The organism is Bacillus sp. 105MF (assembly GCF_000374885.1).
Lineage (GTDB): Bacteria > Bacillota > Bacilli > Bacillales > Bacillaceae_G > Bacillus_A > Bacillus_A pseudomycoides.
Map to the genome: position 1 here is coordinate 151121 of NZ_KB895565.1, position 17094 is coordinate 168214.

16 protein-coding genes are annotated in these 17094 nt (G+C 34.3%); all 16 read left to right on the forward strand.

Features of this window, described 5'->3' with window-relative positions:
- The first annotated feature begins 35 nt into the window (after positions 1-35).
- The 16 genes from C564_RS0100795 to C564_RS0100870 all read left to right on the forward strand — a co-directional run bounded on the left by C564_RS0100795 (position 36) and on the right by C564_RS0100870 (position 16960).
- Entirely contained in the window at positions 36-557 is a 522-nt protein-coding gene (locus C564_RS0100795) for a P27 family phage terminase small subunit (RefSeq protein ID WP_018764110.1), read from the forward strand.
- Positions 541-2193, forward strand: coding sequence for a terminase large subunit domain-containing protein (locus tag C564_RS0100800; protein WP_018764111.1), 1653 nt, complete (start codon positions 541-543; stop codon positions 2191-2193). The genes C564_RS0100795 and C564_RS0100800 overlap by 17 nt, the downstream gene beginning before the upstream one ends.
- A 16-nt stretch (positions 2194-2209) precedes the next feature.
- The gene (locus C564_RS0100805) at positions 2210-3403 is read left to right on the forward strand and encodes a phage portal protein (protein WP_018764112.1); all 1194 of its coding nucleotides are present in this window, start codon (positions 2210-2212) and stop codon (positions 3401-3403) included.
- Positions 3369-4115, forward strand: a complete 747-nt coding sequence (locus C564_RS0100810) for a head maturation protease, ClpP-related (RefSeq protein WP_018764113.1) — start codon at positions 3369-3371, stop codon at positions 4113-4115. The genes C564_RS0100805 and C564_RS0100810 overlap by 35 nt, the downstream gene beginning before the upstream one ends.
- A gap of 37 nt (positions 4116-4152) precedes the next feature.
- Entirely contained in the window at positions 4153-5295 is a 1143-nt protein-coding gene (locus tag C564_RS0100815) for a phage major capsid protein (protein ID WP_018764114.1), read from the forward strand.
- The gene (locus C564_RS36050; RefSeq protein WP_142316084.1) at positions 5270-5455 is read left to right on the forward strand and encodes a hypothetical protein; all 186 of its coding nucleotides are present in this window, start codon (positions 5270-5272) and stop codon (positions 5453-5455) included. The genes C564_RS0100815 and C564_RS36050 overlap by 26 nt, the downstream gene beginning before the upstream one ends.
- A 1-nt stretch (position 5456) precedes the next feature.
- Positions 5457-5759 carry a head-tail connector protein gene (locus C564_RS0100825; protein WP_026008416.1) on the forward strand — a complete coding sequence of 101 codons (303 nt, stop codon included), beginning with the start codon at positions 5457-5459 and terminating at the stop codon, positions 5757-5759.
- A complete protein-coding gene (locus tag C564_RS0100830; RefSeq protein WP_018764117.1) occupies positions 5746-6126 on the forward strand; it encodes a hypothetical protein in 381 nt (126 codons plus the stop codon). Before C564_RS0100825 ends, C564_RS0100830 begins: the two co-directional genes overlap by 14 nt.
- Positions 6080-6466 (forward strand): hypothetical protein, encoded by a 387-nt coding sequence (locus tag C564_RS0100835; protein ID WP_026008417.1) that lies wholly within the window; start codon positions 6080-6082, stop codon positions 6464-6466. Before C564_RS0100830 ends, C564_RS0100835 begins: the two co-directional genes overlap by 47 nt.
- Positions 6456-6881, forward strand: coding sequence for a hypothetical protein (locus tag C564_RS0100840; RefSeq protein WP_018764119.1), 426 nt, complete (start codon positions 6456-6458; stop codon positions 6879-6881). The genes C564_RS0100835 and C564_RS0100840 overlap by 11 nt, the downstream gene beginning before the upstream one ends.
- A gap of 1 nt (position 6882) precedes the next feature.
- Positions 6883-7479: a hypothetical protein gene (locus tag C564_RS0100845; RefSeq protein WP_018764120.1), complete on the forward strand. Its 597-nt coding sequence runs from the start codon at positions 6883-6885 to the stop codon at positions 7477-7479.
- An 18-nt stretch (positions 7480-7497) separates the two neighbouring features.
- Positions 7498-7974, forward strand: a complete 477-nt coding sequence (locus C564_RS0100850) for a hypothetical protein (protein ID WP_026008418.1) — start codon at positions 7498-7500, stop codon at positions 7972-7974.
- A 167-nt stretch (positions 7975-8141) separates the two neighbouring features.
- Positions 8142-11657, forward strand: coding sequence for a phage tail tape measure protein (locus C564_RS34075; protein WP_018764122.1), 3516 nt, complete (start codon positions 8142-8144; stop codon positions 11655-11657).
- 1 nt (position 11658) lies between these two features.
- A complete protein-coding gene (locus C564_RS0100860) occupies positions 11659-12336 on the forward strand; it encodes a phage tail family protein (protein ID WP_018764123.1) in 678 nt (225 codons plus the stop codon).
- Positions 12333-14783, forward strand: a complete 2451-nt coding sequence (locus C564_RS0100865) for a phage tail spike protein (RefSeq protein ID WP_018764124.1) — start codon at positions 12333-12335, stop codon at positions 14781-14783. Before C564_RS0100860 ends, C564_RS0100865 begins: the two co-directional genes overlap by 4 nt.
- Positions 14780-16960 (forward strand): BppU family phage baseplate upper protein, encoded by a 2181-nt coding sequence (locus C564_RS0100870; RefSeq protein ID WP_018764125.1) that lies wholly within the window; start codon positions 14780-14782, stop codon positions 16958-16960. The genes C564_RS0100865 and C564_RS0100870 overlap by 4 nt, the downstream gene beginning before the upstream one ends.
- The last annotated feature ends 134 nt before the right edge of the window (positions 16961-17094 follow it).

The following is a 17094-nucleotide window of genomic DNA, read 5'->3' on the forward strand; positions in this document are numbered from 1 at the left end:
CAAATACGATGCATGGAAAGAGGTGGTGAATATGGATGAATAATAATGCGACACCTCAAGAAGCCGCTCACAGTGACTATTTAAGCGGTATGAAGTATAAGGATATAGCAGAAAAATATTCTGTTTCTATGAATACCGTCAAGTCCTGGAAAAAAAGATATAACTGGCAAAGAGAGGGTGCACACAAAACACAAAAGGTTGCACCAAGAAAGAAAAGGGTGCACACAAAACTAAAACCGAAAATTAATCAGCTAAAAGAGACCATTAAACAAGATTTGATGAATCAATTGCAGGAAAACGGAACATTCGGTGCACATTATGTAGATTTAGTATCTGACTATATGGCACTTTGGGATATTAAAAACAATCTCATTCTTGATATAGAAGAAAGGGGTGTTGTTGTTGATTGGTCGAATGGAAAGCAAAGGGGCAAAAAGAAAAATGAAAGTATTAGTGAACTAAATAAAACGAATGCTCAAATGCTTAAACTTTTAGCAGAACTAGGATTGAAAGCAACAGAAGTAGATAAGGATGATGATGATGACGAAGACGTATAATTATCACCCCTACATTGATGATTACATGAGAATGGTTGAAAATGGAGAAATTCAAGCTTGTAAAGAACAAAAACAGCTTATGGAATTTCTACGATGGAAATTAGATCAACCAAACGTTGTAATAGATGCAGAAGCAATTGAAAAATCAGTGAGTGTTTCAGCACCTTATTTTCCTTTTCAATTATTCCCTTGGCAGAAGTTTTGCAATGCATTTATATTTGGCGTTCGTTATGATGATGGTCGATTGATGTTTGATCGCTTTTTTAATTTATTAGGGCGTGGTGCTGGTAAGAATGGTTGGATGGGCTACGATAGTTTTTTTATGCTGACATCTCATCATGGAATACCAAACTACGATATTGATATTGTTGCAACATCAGAAGATCAAGCAAAAACTTCATTCGAAGATGTTTACAATGTTTTAGATGATCCAAAACATAAGAAAAAAATGAAGAAGAATTTTTATAAATCTCAAACATTGATTCAACATAAGCGTACAAAATCAAAAATGAACTACAATACATCGAATGCTAGAACAAAAGATGGTAAGCGTTCTGGTATTGTTATTTTCGATGAGATACATGAATATGACAATTACAAGAATATAAAGGTATTTACTTCTGGTCTTGGTAAAAAGAAAGATCCACGCATTTTCTATATTTCTACAGATGGTTATGTTCGTGGTGGTGTTCTTGATGATTTAAAAGAAGAAGCAAGAGCAGTATTAAATAAAGAGTTGCCAGATTCCACATTATTTCCGTTCATTTGTAAATTAGATAATCCATCAGAAGTAGATAATGAAGAAATGTGGGAAAAAGCAAATCCATCATACCGATATAATCCATCTTTACAACAAAAAATGCGTCAAGAATACTACGATATGCAGAAAAACAGTTCATTACGTATTGAATTTATGACAAAACGAATGAATTCACCAGTTGAAGATTCTAGAAAAGAGGTTGCAACCTATGAAGATAGATTAGCAACAGATCAACCTTTTCCAGAGAATCTAAAAGGTATTGATGCAGTAGGCGGTATTGATTTTGCAGATGTTCGAGACTTTTGTTCTGTTGGTTTGTTATTTAAACATGATGGGAAAAGATATTGGATGCAGCACACTTTCATTCATCATATGGCTTTAAAATTGCAAGATATCAACCCCGATATTATTGAAATTGCAAAAGAAAAAGGATTATGTACGATTGTTTATGATAAATCCATTGATGCAGATCGTGTTGTGAATTGGTATTTAGAACAAGCAAAAATATTTAATATCAAGAAAGTCGCTTGTGATAGTTTCCGTGCTTCTATCTTAGAGGAGAAATTCAAAGAAACGGGTATTCCTTTAGAAATTGTAAGAAGAGGTCCGATTACACATGCAAAATTAGCACCATTAATTGATGAGATGTTTATTAAACAGTTAATTGTATTTGGTGATGATCCGCTAATGCGTTGGTATGTAGGGAATGTTTATGTAGATGAAAAAGGAAATGGTAACAAAGAGTATTGCAAGATTGATAAAGAGAAACGGAAAACAGATGGTTTCTTTGCTTTTACTCATGCTTTAACACAAGATAGTGAATTAACAGAAGCAAAACCATTTTCTGTTGGTGCATTTAAAGTAAGAATTTACTAGAAAGGCAGGTGAGGGAATGGGTTTAATTGATTGGATAGGCAGTTGGTTTGGAAAAAGGAGCAGGGCAGATTTAAAAAGCTGTTTTTATGAAGCTTCCATTGATTACTTCTTTAAAAAACTAGCTGTTAATACTTGTGTAGATTTAATTGCAAATACGCTTGTTCGTTGTGAATTTCAAACCTTTGAAAAAGGAAAAGAAGTTCGAAAGGGAAATCACTATTTATTTAATGTGCAGCCCAACCAAAACCAAAACGCTTCACAATTTATGCATAGTTTAGTCTCACATTTAATTTATGATAATGAATGTTTAGTAATTATGCATAACGATCAACTATATATTGCAGACAGTTTTAGCAAAGAAGAATTTGCATTAAAAGAAAATATATATAAAGGCGTTACTGTTAAAAACTTCACTTTTACCGAAAAGGTATTTAAAGAGAGTGAGGTTTTTTATTTTCAATTAAATGATGAAAATATCATGAGTGTAATTGATGGTTTATACAGCAGCTGGGGCAAATTAATTACTTCTGCTACAAGTATTTATAAACGTTCTAATGCAATGCGTGTTGTTGTGCAAGGTGAATTTTTAAGAGCACAAACACCAGAAATGCAACAACAAATGGATGCAATGTTCAATGAACAGTTTAAAGCGTTTTTTGAAGCAGATAATGCAGGTGCTGTGTTCCAATTACAAGATGGATATACATTAGAGAATTTTAGTAACACTTCCAAAGGAAACAAATTAGATAGTCGAGATATTAAAGCACTTGTTGATGACATTATTGATTTTGTTTCAATGGCTTTTCATGTACCAAAAGGAATGTTAAAAGGTGATGTTGTCGATGTCTCCAAGCAAACAGATAATTTCCTTATGTTCTGTATTAATCCGCTTATAGAACTTATTGCAGATGAAATAAATCGTAAGTTTTATAAGAAGGAAGAGTACTTAGAACGAACATATTTAAAAGTAGATACGAGTCGTATTAAATATGTAGATATTACACAACTAGCAAGTGCTTGTGATGTGTTCTTTAGAATTGGTGCAAATTCAATTAATGATATTTTACGGATGTTAGGACGCGAACCAATTAATGAGGAATGGGCAAATAAGCGGTATGTTACGAAAAACTATGAATCAGTTGAAAATGCAGCAGCATTAGGGGGAGGTGATGAGAATGACAGTAACGGAAATTCCGAAAATCAAAAATAGATTTGAGGTACTTAATAGCGCTAATACTGAAGAAGCAGACTTATATATGTATGGAACTATTTCAGCGTATTCTTGGTATGACGGTATCTCAAGTAGTATAGTGCGAGAACAGTTAAAGAATATTACAGCCAAAACAATTAACGTTCACGTCAATAGTGGTGGTGGAGATGTATTTGAATCAATTGCCATCTCTAATTTATTAAAAAATCATTCTGCCCAAATCGTTATTCACATTGATGGTTTGGCAGCAAGTGGAGCATCTGTTATTGCAATGGCAGCCGATAAAATTATTATGCCGAAGAATACAATGATGATGATTCATAGAGCGTGGACATATGCAGCTGGTAATGCTGAAGGTTTACGAAAAGTAGCTGATCGCCTTGATAAAATTGATACTGCAGTAACAGAAAGCTATACTTCCCGATTTGTAGGAGAAAGAAACGAATTAGAGGAATTGTTAGCAGAAGAAACTTGGTTGACTGCTGAAGAATGTAAAACATTTGGCTTCTGTGATGAAATTGTAGATGAGATTGAAATACCAAAAGAAGATAATGAAGAAGATGAAGATGATGAAACAGCAAAAGAAAAACTATTAAACAAATATATATCATCAGTATCAGCTAGTACAAAAGAAGAAAACCAAGAAAATACGAACAATACTAAAAATGCTTTATTTACATTACTAACGGCATTGAACACTTCCAAAAGGTAGTGTTTTTTATTTTGCATAAAATAGGAGGAAATGAAAAATGGCAATTAAAAATTTAGATCGTGAAGCACAGAAACAAAACGAAATGAAAGAAAAATTATTAAATGCAATGAATAGCGGAAATGAAGAAGCTGCAGCTGCAGCTATGGTAGAGTTTGCAAATTCTATCCAAGAAAATATTATCAATGAAGCACGTAGAGCAGTAAATGAAGATTTAACAGATCAACAAGTTATGGCAAGCCGTGGACTGCAAGTTTTAACAAAAGAGGAACAGTCATATTATAACGAAGTAATCGCAAATAAAGGTTTTGCAGGAGTTGAAAAGTTAGTACCTGCAACAGTTTTTGAACGTGTATTTGAGTATTTACGTACGAATCACGCATTGTTAAACTATATTGAATTTGTAAATACGACTGGTGTAACAGAATGGATTGTGAAAAAAGGAAATGTACAATCTGCTTGGTGGGGAAAACTTTGTGAAGAAATTAAAGAATTATTAGATGATGGTTTTGAAGCTATCCCAACAAACTTATATAAATTAAGTGCATATGTTCCAGTTTGTAACGCAATGTTAGATTTGGGCCCAGTTTGGTTAGATCGTTATGTTCGTGAAATTTTAACGGAATCAATGGCAATTGCGTTAGAAGAAGCAATTGTAAATGGAACAGGGAAAGACCAACCAATTGGGATGATGAAAGATCTTAATGCAGCGGTAACAGCAGGAGTTTATAGTGATAAAAAAGCAATTGTGCTTACTAGTTTATCACCAGAATCATTAGGAAGAGAAGTTATGGCACCACTAACAAAAGGTGGACGACGTGCCGTAAATAATGCACTTATGGTTGTGAATCCTCTTGATTATTGGGAAAAAATCTTCCCAGCAACTACATTCTTAACACAAAATGGTGCATATGTATCTGGTGTGCTTCCAATTCCAGCTACAGTTATTCAGTCTTTAGCTGTTCCAAAAGGAAAGATGGTTGCAGGGATTGCAAGTGATTACTTTATGGGTGTTGGTTCGACTCAAAAAATTGAAGTATCAACAGAATATAAATTCTTAGAAGATGAAACAGTTTATTTATCTAAGCAATATGCAAATGGTCGTCCAAAAGATAATGAATCGTTCTTAGTATTTGATATTAGCAGCTTAAAAGCTGGTGGTAGTCAAACACCTACACCCTAATCAATCCTCTACATTAAGAGTGGAGGGAATTGATTTTAGTAGCATGTTAAAACCAGAATTAATTGCTTACGCAAATCAACATAATATAGATATTTCTTCTGCAACCTTAAAAGAGGATATTCGTAAAATTATAGAGGAATCAGTTACAAATGGTGATTAAAATGGGGAAAACATTAGATGAAACATTACTTGAAGATGTAAAAAGCCGTTTGCGTATCACTTGGAATGATGAAGATGAACAAATAAATAAAACAATTGAACGTGGAAAGGCGTATTTACAAAATCTTTGTGGTACGTCTTTTTCATTTGATGAAGAAAATCAAGTAAAGCAATTATTGATTGAGCGTTGCAGATATGAATACAACAATGCTCTAGAAGATTTTGAAAAGAATTTTCGAGGGGAATTACAACGGTTAATTATAGATGCCGCCTTAAAAGAGAGGGCAAAAGATGAAGCCATATAACGAAACATTTAATGACGGTTTTCTAAAATACGGACGGACAGAAACAAAACGTAGTGAAAATGGAAAACGGATTAAGGGGATTTTTTCTGAAGAAGGTAAACTTGCTTTTAGGGAATTATCTGCACGGGATAGTGATTATCAATCTTGTGGACTATTAAATGCAAAGCTAGATAAGAAAGTAAAAACACTGTTTCCTCCTTCTTTTCGTTCCGTTAATAAGAACAATTTAAAAGTAGTTATAGATGGTTTGCAATACGATGTGATTAAAGTCGATTCAGACAAGCAATATTTATATTTTTATTTGCAGGAAGTAGGTGGATATGATGAGCAACGAACAATCGAAGAAACGACTGCAAAAAATGAATAGCTTGCTAATTTCAAAGTTGAAAGAACATTTTGAGGTAGGGGTTTATCAAGATCAAGTGAGTGAAGATGAAGAAGAAAATTATCATTATTTCATTTTTGAAACAGGCGGTTTTGAAAAAACAGATAACAAGTTCACACTAAAACAAAATGTTTTAATTCGTTATTATTCTGAAAATCGTGATGATCTAGATGAAAGAATGTTAGATATTATTGCAGCACTTGAATCTGCAGGACATTCATTTCAACATTCTAATAAAACGTCTATTCAAAAAGGCGAACTAGATGAATACATTGATGAAATTGAGATTTATGTAACAAGGCTTGTAAAATATGGCTGCTAGTTCATGGAGTTTAGAGTTTGGAGATATTGAGAAATTAGAAAACAAACTGAAACAGATTCCGAACAAGTCAGAGCAAGCACTAAATAAAGTGCTACATAATGACGGTGTAAATTTAGCATTAGAATCTATTCAACCTCAAATCCCTATCTCTACATGGAAAGGGAGAGTTAGAAATAAACGACATGCAAGAAATGAAAAAGCACTAACAAATAGCAAAATGAACCTTGGTTTTACGATTCGTCCAACACCAAGGTTTAATTATTTAAAATATCCCGATTTAGGTATTGGGAGATCAGCAAAAAATACTCCTCAAAAAATATTGGAGCGAGGATTGCAAACAGCTACACCCAAAATATCTGAACGTTTAAATACGGAGTTAGATAAAGCTATTCAACAAACATTAGGAGGTTCATAATATGGCAAAAACAATTGTAGAAGAATTTGATCCAATGACATTTACCAATGTAGGGATTCAATTTATCGAAGGTGGAGTACAACAAACAGGAACAAAGTTCGGTTGTGTGGGAACTATCGAAGGTGAAACGGAAATGCTTGAAATCGTTAAAAAGTGCGAGGGATTAGAAGTAAAAAAGATTTCTAGACCATCCAAAATAACTTTGACTCTTTCGGGACATTTACGTGTAGACGTTCTTAGAAAGATTTTCGGAATAAAAACAGATGGCTTAAAACCTGGCGTATGGTCATATGGTGCTAAATCTAAAGGTAAACCATTCGTCCTAACTGCTGATGTAGTTGATGAATTTGAGGATTTACAAAAACTAGTTGCCTTTTCTAACTGTGCTTCTTCAACAGGATTCAAATTTAAAATTGAAAATGGCGCTGATGAAGTTGCAGAAACAGAGTTAGAATTTACAGCAATGAAGGATAGTAATGGTGAAATGTACTATGAAGCATTAGTAGATGAATTAGAAGATCAAACAGTAAAAGATCAATGGCATACAAAATTCACACCAGAACTAGTAAAAGCGACAACTCAAACACCACAACAGTAATAGGGGGGCAACAAATTGGTGAAAGTAGAAATTGTAAAATTACAAGAAGTAGAAACTGTACAGTTAGACAACGGACAATTCCAAAGAATAACTAAAAATCAACAAACTGTCCCTTGTTATATTACAAATTATGCAGTGAAGAAGGGAAAAGATTTAGGATTACTAGAAGAATCCCTTTTGCAAGGGTTATTTAAATTAAAAGGTTTAGTGAACGTTGATCCAAATCAACTTGATAGTATAGATAGTACTGCTTTACAAGGAATTGACGAAGTTGAATTACAAAAGATCATTTATTTAGGGTGCTTAGGTGCAAATAAAAATTTCCCTTATGATTTTGATGCATTTTTAGAGCGATTTCATTATTCCTTTGATGCAACAGTAAAATTATATGCACAATTAATTTCTGGTGTAACAACGGGACAACAAAACGGATTTGCACAAGGATTAGACAAAAGTACAAAAACGGGAAAAAAGAAATTCAACCACCGAAAATAAACATTGAATGCATAGAGGACAAATATGTTCTCTATGTTTTAATTTATGGGATTGATCCAGATACATTTTGGCACTTTCCTGTTGCATCGGTGGAGCGAATAGCTGAAGGAAAACTTGCTTTTGATGGTTGGAAAGCCAATCCACGTTAAAGAAAGGCAGGTGAAAATATGGCAAATGGTCCAGAATCAAAAATAACATTTAAAGTTTTCAATCAAGAATTTAATAAAGCAATGGGTGAAATGAAGAATGAAAGTACAAAGTTACGTCAAGAATTCACCTTGCAACAAGAACAACTTAAATTAAGCAGTACAGAAACAGAAAAACTAACTGCAAAGTTAGGATACCTACAGCAGCAACAACAATTAGCAGCGCAAAAAGTTGCAGCAACTGAACAACAATTAAGTAAAGCAAAAGCTATATATGGTGAAAACTCTGTAGAAGTTGAAAAACTTGCACGTCAATTAGCGAATGCTCAAATAGCTGAACAAAAGTTTTCAAATCAAGTTAAAGAAACAGAATCAGCACTTCAAAGATTAGGACAACAAAATAGTGTTGCTGCACAAGAATTAAATAAATTAAGTGCAGAAGAAACTAGTCTTGCAAATAAATCAGCAAAATTTCGTGCTGAATATGATTTGCAACGTGCAGCACTTGGTAATAATGCAACTGAATCTGAAAAATTAACGGCAAAGATTCATTACTTGGAACAAGCACAGCAAAATGCTGCTCAACAAACACAAAATTGTGTACAGAAATTAGAAGCTGCTAAATCACAGTATGGTGAAAATTCTGCTGAAGTAAATAAGCTTGAAACAAAATTATTACAATTAAGAGCCGCAGAACAACAATTGCAAAATGAAGTTCAACAAACAAATACAGCACTATCTGAACAAGCAAACACTGCAAGCCAAGCATCAGAGAAAATTAATGCTGCTGGTGAAAAGATGCGAAGTGCTGGGGAAGCTATGTCTACGACAGCAACACCAGCTATTTTAGGTTTAGGTGCAGGAGCAATGAAAGTAGCTTCTGATATGGATGCTTCACAAAGAAAAATCCAAGCAAGTTTAGGTTTAACATCTGAAGGTGCTCAAAATCTTGAAAAGATAGCAGAAAGTACTTGGAAAAATGGATTTGGTGAAAATCTCGGAGAAGTTGATACAGCATTAGTAAAAGTATTTCAAAATATGCGTGATGTTCCACATGAGGAATTACAAGATGCAACTGAAAATGTATTAACACTTGCTCAAACATATGATGTTGATCTAAATGAAGCAACTCGTGGTGCAGGTCAATTAATGAGTCAGTTCGGATTATCTACACAAGAAACATTTGATCTGTTAGCTGCAGGTGCTCAAAGTGGTTTAAACTATTCGGATGAGTTATTTGATAACTTAAGTGAATATGCACCACTGTTTAAGCAAGCTGGATTCACAGCGGATGAAATGTTTACTATTTTAGCAAATGGTACTGCAAATGGCAGTTATAATCTTGATTACATTAATGATCTTGTAAAAGAGTTCGGAATAAGAGTGCAGGATGGTTCTAAAGGTGTAACAGAAGGCTTTGGTGAATTATCTAAAGAAACACAAGGTGTTTGGGCATCGTTTAACGAAGGAAAAGCAACTGCTGCTGATGTATTTAATGCTGTACTAGGTGATTTGCGTGGTATGGATGATAAAGTAAAAGCAAATCAAATTGGTGTAGCTCTATTTGGAACGAAATGGGAAGACATGGGTGCGGATGCTGTACTAAGTTTAAATGATGTGAATGGCGGACTTGGTGACACAAAAGGACGCATGGAAGAAATGAAAAAGATTCAAGAGGAAGCGTTTGGGCAACAATTTAAAAGTATGTTGCGGGAATTAGCGGCTGCTCTTGAACCTTTAGGAAAAGTTTTATTATCTATAGCAAAAGATATCATGCCTTCTATTTCAAGTGCAGTAAAAACCGTATCCGATGGATTCAATAATTTATCTCCTACTGCTCAAAAGATTATCATAATAGTTGGTGGCATTGTTGCCGCCATTGGTCCCTTGCTAATCATTCTATCCTCACTTGCACCACTAGCTGGTGCATTAGCTGGTGCATTTGGAATTACTGCAGGGGCAATGCTTGGGTGGATAGCCATTATCCCGATTATTATAGCGGCTGTTGTAGGGTTAGTTGTTGCAATCGTTCAAAATTGGGATTCTATTAAAGAATGGACCATAAATACTTGGAATGCTATTAAGGAGTTTTTAGTAGGTATTTGGGATGGTTTACTTCTAATATTAACTAATACTTGGAATATGATTAGTACAACTACAACAACAGTTTGGACTGCTATTTCAGAATTCTTCACAATGATTTGGAATGGTATTGTACTGTTTATTACTACAGTTTTACAGGGGATTGCTACATTTTTTACAACAACTTGGACTGCTATTTCAACTTTCTTTATGGAAATTTGGAATGGAATTGTAGCCTTTTTAACACCTGTCTTACAAGGGATTGCAGATTTCTTTTCATTGATTTGGAATGGTATTTCTACTGTAATTCAAACCATATGGAATTTTATTAGTCAATATTTACAAGCGATTTGGACTGCTATTTCTTACTTTGCTACGCCAATATTTGAAAGGATTAAAACTTTTATTACAGGTGTATGGAATACAATTAGTTCTACTACAAGTGCGGTTTGGGAAGCAATTAAAAACTTCTTATCTACTTGTTGGAATGGACTAGTATCTTTTGTCACGCCTATTTTTAATCGTATTAAAGATTTTATTGTTTCTGTATGGAATACAATTAGTTCTACTACAAGCACGATATGGAACACAATAAAAAATGTTTTATCAAGCATTTGGAATTCTATTGTTTCTGTGGTAACTCCAATTTTTAATAACATTAAATCAGCAATATCTACTGTTTGGAATGCAATTAGTAGTACAAGTAGCAGTATTTGGAACGGCATAAAATCTACTCTTTCAAGTATATGGGAAGGTATTAAATCAACAGCTTCTGGTGTTTGGAATGGATTAAAAGAAGCAATTATGACACCTGTCCGTTGGGTTACCAGTGCGGTAGAGGGTGCTTTTAATGGAATGAAATCTGCTGTATTAGGTGTTTGGGATGGTATCAAAAGCGGTATCAGAACAGTCATTAATGGCATTATTAGTATGATTAATAAATTCATTGATGGATTTAATACACCTGCCAACCTATTAAATAAAATTCCCGGTGTAGATGCACCAACTATTCCACATGTACCAATGCTTGCAAAAGGTGGTCATGTTCTTGGAGATGGACAATTCATTGCTGGTGAAGCTGGGCCCGAATTATTCAGTAAAAAAGGAAATAAAGTATCGGTTACACCTTTAAGTTCTTCAGAAAAAGCAGCTGGTATTGGTGGACAATTGAATTTACTTACAAAAAATGTCGCAGAAACGATACAAAATGCAGCTGCACAATTGGCACAAATTGTTGCATTTGACGTACCTAATGCATTAGGAGATGCACTTTTAAATGGTCTTCCTAATATGGCAGGAACAGCAACAGGGGAAGGCAGTAATCAACAACCAATTGAAGTTAATTTTTATAATACTGTTCGAAATGAACGTGACATTGATCGTATGTTTGAAAAAGCGGATGATTGGTTTGCGCAAAAAGGACGTAACTTAAATATTGGCATAGGGAGGAATTGATTTGCTAGACATTGGTATCAATAAAGAATTAGCGAGTGACTACGGTTTATGTATGGTAGATCGTCCTGTTATTCCTACTGCAAAACAAAAAGTAGAGCACATAGAAGTACCGGGAAGACACGGATCACTCACAAAAAAAGGGGCGTTTGAGGATGTCCCTTATAAAATTAAATTTAATTTGCTAGAAGAAGAAAATATAAAACCTTTAGTACGTGACATAAAAGTTTGGCTTATGAATGGAAAAACCCTCTATTTTACAGATGATGAGGTATATCGAAAAATCAAACATGTAGAAATTGGTGACATTGCAAATGAAATTGAAGAATTTGGAGAGTTTGAAGTGGAATTTACACTTGATCCTTTTGAATATGTTGAATCCGTTCCATTTGTCATAACGAAATCAGAAACGTTTATGAATATTGGAACATATGAATCTGCTCCTAAATTCGAGATTTTCGGGAATGGTGATGTGCGAATCATGATAAATGATGTTTCCTTTCAAATAAAGGGAGTAACCAATTCTGTTATAGTTGATTCAGAGCTTCTCATTGCTTATGAGGGAACAAAGCCAATAAAAACAGTAGGGAGTTTCCCTATTTTCCAAGTTGGAGAAAATACAATTGCATGGTCTGGAAATGTAATTAAAATTTTAATTGAACCACGGTGGCGATACATATGATTACACTATATGAAGCAAATGAAACAGATTTTACACATAATGGAATAGGGGTTTTAGACAACAATATTTATGATGCAACTGTTGAGGAAGAACTCAACGGTTTATTTATATTTAAATTTAGTTATCCATTGTTTGCTCCTTATGGAACAAAAATTGATGGAATGAGCATTATTAAAGCACCAACCCCAGATGGAGATCAGTTATTTCGTGTTGTGACTCCTAAACCAAGTATGGGGGAATTAACTGTACAATGCTATCACATTTTCTATGATCTAACTGAAAATTTAATTGAAGATATATTTATTCAAACAACAAATGGAAATGGAGCAATGAACCGTTTATCAGCAGGGTGTCAATATAAGCATCTGTTTACCTTTTATTCTGATATCCCAACTATTGCAAGCACACGTATTGTAAGGAAAAATCCAGTAGAAGCGGTTTTAGATAATAGTCAAGATAACTCTTTTATCAATCGTTGGGGTGGCGAATTAAAACGAGATAATTTTGATGTGAAAATGTTAAAAAATCGTGGTATGGATAGAGGAGTTGTCATTCAACACAAAAAAGATTTATTAGGATATGAAGGAAATGTTGATTGGAAAAGCCCAGTTACTCGAATCATGCCGCAAGGGTTTGATAATCTACTTTTACCAGAAAAATATGTTGATAGTCCCCTTATTAATAAATATCCTCATCCTAAAATTAGAGTGGTGGAATTTAAAGACATAAAAGCTAAAATTGGAGATCATGCAAAAGATGAAGATGCAGTCCCGTTGGAAGAAGCATATAAATTATTGCGTAAAGCTGCAAAAGAAATGTATGAAGTTCAAAAAGTAGATCAACCAAAAGCAACGTATAAGGTAGAATTTCAAGAGTTATCACGAACTGAAGAATATAAGAATTTTGCCATTTTACAGCGTGTTTATATGGGGGATATTGTTACTGTTAATCACGAAGAAGACAACCTTCATATTCAAGCAAAAGTAATTGCTTATAAATATGATCCAATTAAAAAAGAATATATAGACTTAACGATTGGTAATTTCAAAGAATCTTTTACAAGCATGGCAAATAAGCTGGATCAGATGCAAAATAACTTAGAAAACATGCCATATGATATTTTAGATGCAGCAAAAGAACACGCAACCAATCTTATTAATAGTGGTTTTGGTGGGCATGTTCGAATTTATCCAGACAGAATTTTGATTATGGATACAAAAGATGAAATGACTGCTTTAAGAGTTTGGCAATGGAACCTTAATGGTTTTGGATATTCTTCCACAGGGATTAATGGACCGTACGGAACTGCTATAACTATGGATGGACGTATTGTAGCTGACTTTATTACTGCTGGAACAATGAATGGTAATTTAATTAAAGGTGGAGAAATAAACGGTGCTACTTTAAGAACGTCTGATACAAAAAACTACGTAAGTATATCAAAACAATTTATACGTTTGTTTGAGTCAGACATTACCCGTATGTTTTTAGGATATTATATAAACTCAAGAAAAGAAATGCAGCCCACTATCTTTTTAGGGGGAAACGATGATATAACCGCTTCACAAGGGGCAGTAGCAGTATATCAACAATCTGACTCATATCCCAAAGCTGGCGGCATTGGTATCACAAGGGGATATCAAAGTGGAAGTAAAACAGATTTGTACTTTCCGGCAAGTATTTTCTTTGACCAAAACGGAAAGATGCTTATAAAAGCGGAAGATTCTTTGAATATAGATTCATTATACTCATACATGAATTTAACTGCTGCAACAGATTTCGGAGTGAAAGGTAAAAAGAATCTCATGCTTGAAGCGACTGAAGAGAATATGTATTTTACATCAGGAAAAGCCTTTTCTTTTCATCAAAATGGAAAAAGAATCTTTTCGGTAAAAACTTCTTCTGGTGGGGATACAGACTTAGTGCTTCAGTATTCTTTGTTACGAAATTCTGATTATGCAAATGGATATCTTCAAGTTATGTCAGGAACTGGTTCATTTTACGGTGGGATTTTAGCTGCTGATTTTAAAGTATCATCAAAGAAAAAATACAAAACAAACATTCGTGATATTGCGTTTAGTGCATTAGACAAAGTAATGGATTGGGATGTTAAACAATACAACCTTAAAACAGATATGGAAAAACTTTATGAAATGCGTATGAATCGCCAAGAAGACGAGCCTATTTTAACAACAAAAGATATTCCAACACGTTATGGACTTGTTATTCCAAATGAAGAAGAAGAAACGGGTGTTGATCTATATGGTATGCTCTCACAATTAACAAAAGGCTTTCAAGAATACGTAACCAAAACAGATGCTAGAATCAAAGAATTGGAGCTAACGCAACCTAAAGGAAATATAAAGCATAGAGGAAGACCAAAACGTACAAGAAGACCGCTTAGACGTCTTAAAAGAGGTGCGATAGAAAGGAGCGTAACGAAATGAGAAATGAAGTAATTACAATTGATTTATCTGATCCAGTATTTACGAAAACAATTCGTTCACGCCAAAATGATAAAAATGGTTTGAAAATTACCGCGTATTTAAAAGAGAATGGGAGGATTGTCAATTTAACAGGGTGTACTGCGAAATACGAAGCCGCAAATTTGAGAGGTGGATGTATACGGCAAGATGCAACTATTGTTGATGCCCGAAATGGAATTATTGAATATACATTATCTGCTGAAGCGGTTTCAGCTCCTAGCGAGTGGATCGCTTATTTTGTTATAGAAAAAGGAGCTACAGAACGTTTTAGTACACCAGATATAAAAATTTCTTTAAGAAGCGATTTCAGAGAAGGGAATTTTAATATCGAAAACTATGTTAGCGAATTCGATATGTTAAAAAATAAGATAAATGATACTAGTGATACTGCTGACACTATTTTAGAGGAAGTATATAAAATGGATGTTCCTGCAATTATTGCTGCAAAAGATACAGCAGAAGAAGCGAAAAGAGATGTGAGTGTTTTACAAAAGAACATGGTTAGTGTATTAAGTTTTGGAGCCAAAGGTGATGGTGTAACTGATGATACAAATGCTATCCAAAAAGCTTTAGATTTAGCCAAAACATTAGGGAGTGTTGAAGTTATTATTCCTAATGGAACTTATCTTATAACTAAGTACTTAATTGTTTATAAAAATACAAACATCAAAATGCAGAAGAAAACAACTTTACTTCGAGGTCACGGTGGAGGATTCTTCAAGAATGGTAATAAAGGAGACCTGTTTACTGGTTACGATGGAAACGGCAATATAACTATCGAGGGCGGCACTCTTGACGGCAACATATTAAATTACAATCATGGGTTTAATCATACAGGGTGGGCACGAGGTAGAAGTTTAACCTTTAGGGATATCACATTTAAAGATGTCATTAACGCACACTTTATGGATATCAATGCTTGTGATGGCGTACTCATTGAGAATTGTAGATTCTTAGGCTATAAAGATATTACAACCGACCAAAGCAGGTCGTTTTCAGAAGCTATTCAGATAGCCAATCACACTGAGCTAGGCTACAATGAGTTTGGTGCCTGGGATGGAGAACCTAGTAAGAATATAACTGTAAAAGATTGTTACTTTGGAAGCAGTGGTACAGTAGGAATGGGACCAGTAGCGACTGGTGTAGGTAACCATGGATCGGTGTACGACTTATACAATTCTGGTATCTATGTAGTTAACTGTGTATTCGATGATATGACCTATGCAGGAGTTAGAGCTATGAAGTTTATAGATACTCGTGTTGAGAATTGTATTTTCAATAACTGTCAAAGGGGCATTGTCTTCTCTAATATAGATGGAACTAGCGAGTCAGGTAAAGACAGATTCGGGAACGTTATAGGTCTTCCTCAATCGGGTAATAACTTTATTGTTAGAAACAACACCTTCAGAGGGATTAAAGAGGAGTTTGTTTACGCTAGAGCTTGGTTTAAAGATGCTTACTATGACAAGTGTAAGAATATCTTGATAGATGGAAACATCTTTGAGAGCCAGCATAGCGAAGCATTCACTAACTCTAAGAGTGCTATAACGTTATATTTAGTAGAAAACTGTACTGTGTCTAACAATATCTTCAAGAAGGTATATAGGGGCATCCATTCATCTTACAACTCTAATATAAATATAATAAACAATGTAGCTGAGGAATGTACTACAGAGTTTATATTTCTTAACGAAGGTGAAGGTAATCAAAGTCTGGGTATCTCTAAGGATACAAATATTATAAACAACACAATAAACAAGTCAGGTAGATCTACTATTAATATCCAATACACTCATGGGTTACTAGTAGAAAACAACACAGTCTATAACCCTTGTATTGAAACAGATGCTACTCGGAGTGCTATTTCTGTCGCAAGTACTACAAGGAATGGATTGGTTAGAGGAAACAAAGTATACAAAGCCACTACAGGAAACCAGAATAAGTACGGTTTAGAAGTGACAGGTTCTTGTATTAATGTTCAATCTTATGATAATTACCTAGAAGGTAAAACTGCAAGAGCTTCTATCAGCTCAGCGAATGGCAACTTCGCAGGTATCTACATTACTGATGCAAACGGTGGTCTTAGAAAGTTGACAGTAGATGGCAGTGGAGTTGTGTCTGTAACTGCACCAATATGATATATCGAAATCAAGAGCAGCAATAGCTGGTCTTTTTTATTTTGCTTGAAAGGAGGTGATAACGATGTAGAAAAGATAAGACAAAATGCGGTAAAAGTAAGAATCAATTTAAGAGAATCAAAAAATCAAACAAA

Excerpts from the sequence above, each read along its gene's own strand:
- C564_RS0100795 (WP_018764110.1), top strand. The coding sequence starts at position 36 with ATGAATAATAATGCGACACCTCAAGAAGCCGCTCACAGTGACTATTTA.
- C564_RS0100800 (WP_018764111.1), top strand. The coding sequence starts at position 541 with ATGACGAAGACGTATAATTATCACCCCTACATTGATGATTACATGAGA.
- C564_RS0100805 (WP_018764112.1), top strand. The coding sequence starts at position 2,210 with ATGGGTTTAATTGATTGGATAGGCAGTTGGTTTGGAAAAAGGAGCAGG.
- C564_RS0100810 (WP_018764113.1), top strand. The coding sequence starts at position 3,369 with ATGACAGTAACGGAAATTCCGAAAATCAAAAATAGATTTGAGGTACTT.
- C564_RS0100815 (WP_018764114.1), top strand. The coding sequence starts at position 4,153 with ATGGCAATTAAAAATTTAGATCGTGAAGCACAGAAACAAAACGAAATG.
- C564_RS0100825 (WP_026008416.1), top strand. The coding sequence starts at position 5,457 with ATGGGGAAAACATTAGATGAAACATTACTTGAAGATGTAAAAAGCCGT.
- C564_RS0100830 (WP_018764117.1), top strand. The coding sequence starts at position 5,746 with ATGAAGCCATATAACGAAACATTTAATGACGGTTTTCTAAAATACGGA.
- C564_RS0100835 (WP_026008417.1), top strand. The coding sequence starts at position 6,080 with ATGATGAGCAACGAACAATCGAAGAAACGACTGCAAAAAATGAATAGC.
- C564_RS0100840 (WP_018764119.1), top strand. The coding sequence starts at position 6,456 with ATGGCTGCTAGTTCATGGAGTTTAGAGTTTGGAGATATTGAGAAATTA.
- C564_RS0100845 (WP_018764120.1), top strand. The coding sequence starts at position 6,883 with ATGGCAAAAACAATTGTAGAAGAATTTGATCCAATGACATTTACCAAT.
- C564_RS34075 (WP_018764122.1), top strand. The coding sequence starts at position 8,142 with ATGGCAAATGGTCCAGAATCAAAAATAACATTTAAAGTTTTCAATCAA.
- C564_RS0100865 (WP_018764124.1), top strand. The coding sequence starts at position 12,333 with ATGATTACACTATATGAAGCAAATGAAACAGATTTTACACATAATGGA.
- C564_RS0100870 (WP_018764125.1), top strand. The coding sequence starts at position 14,780 with ATGAGAAATGAAGTAATTACAATTGATTTATCTGATCCAGTATTTACG.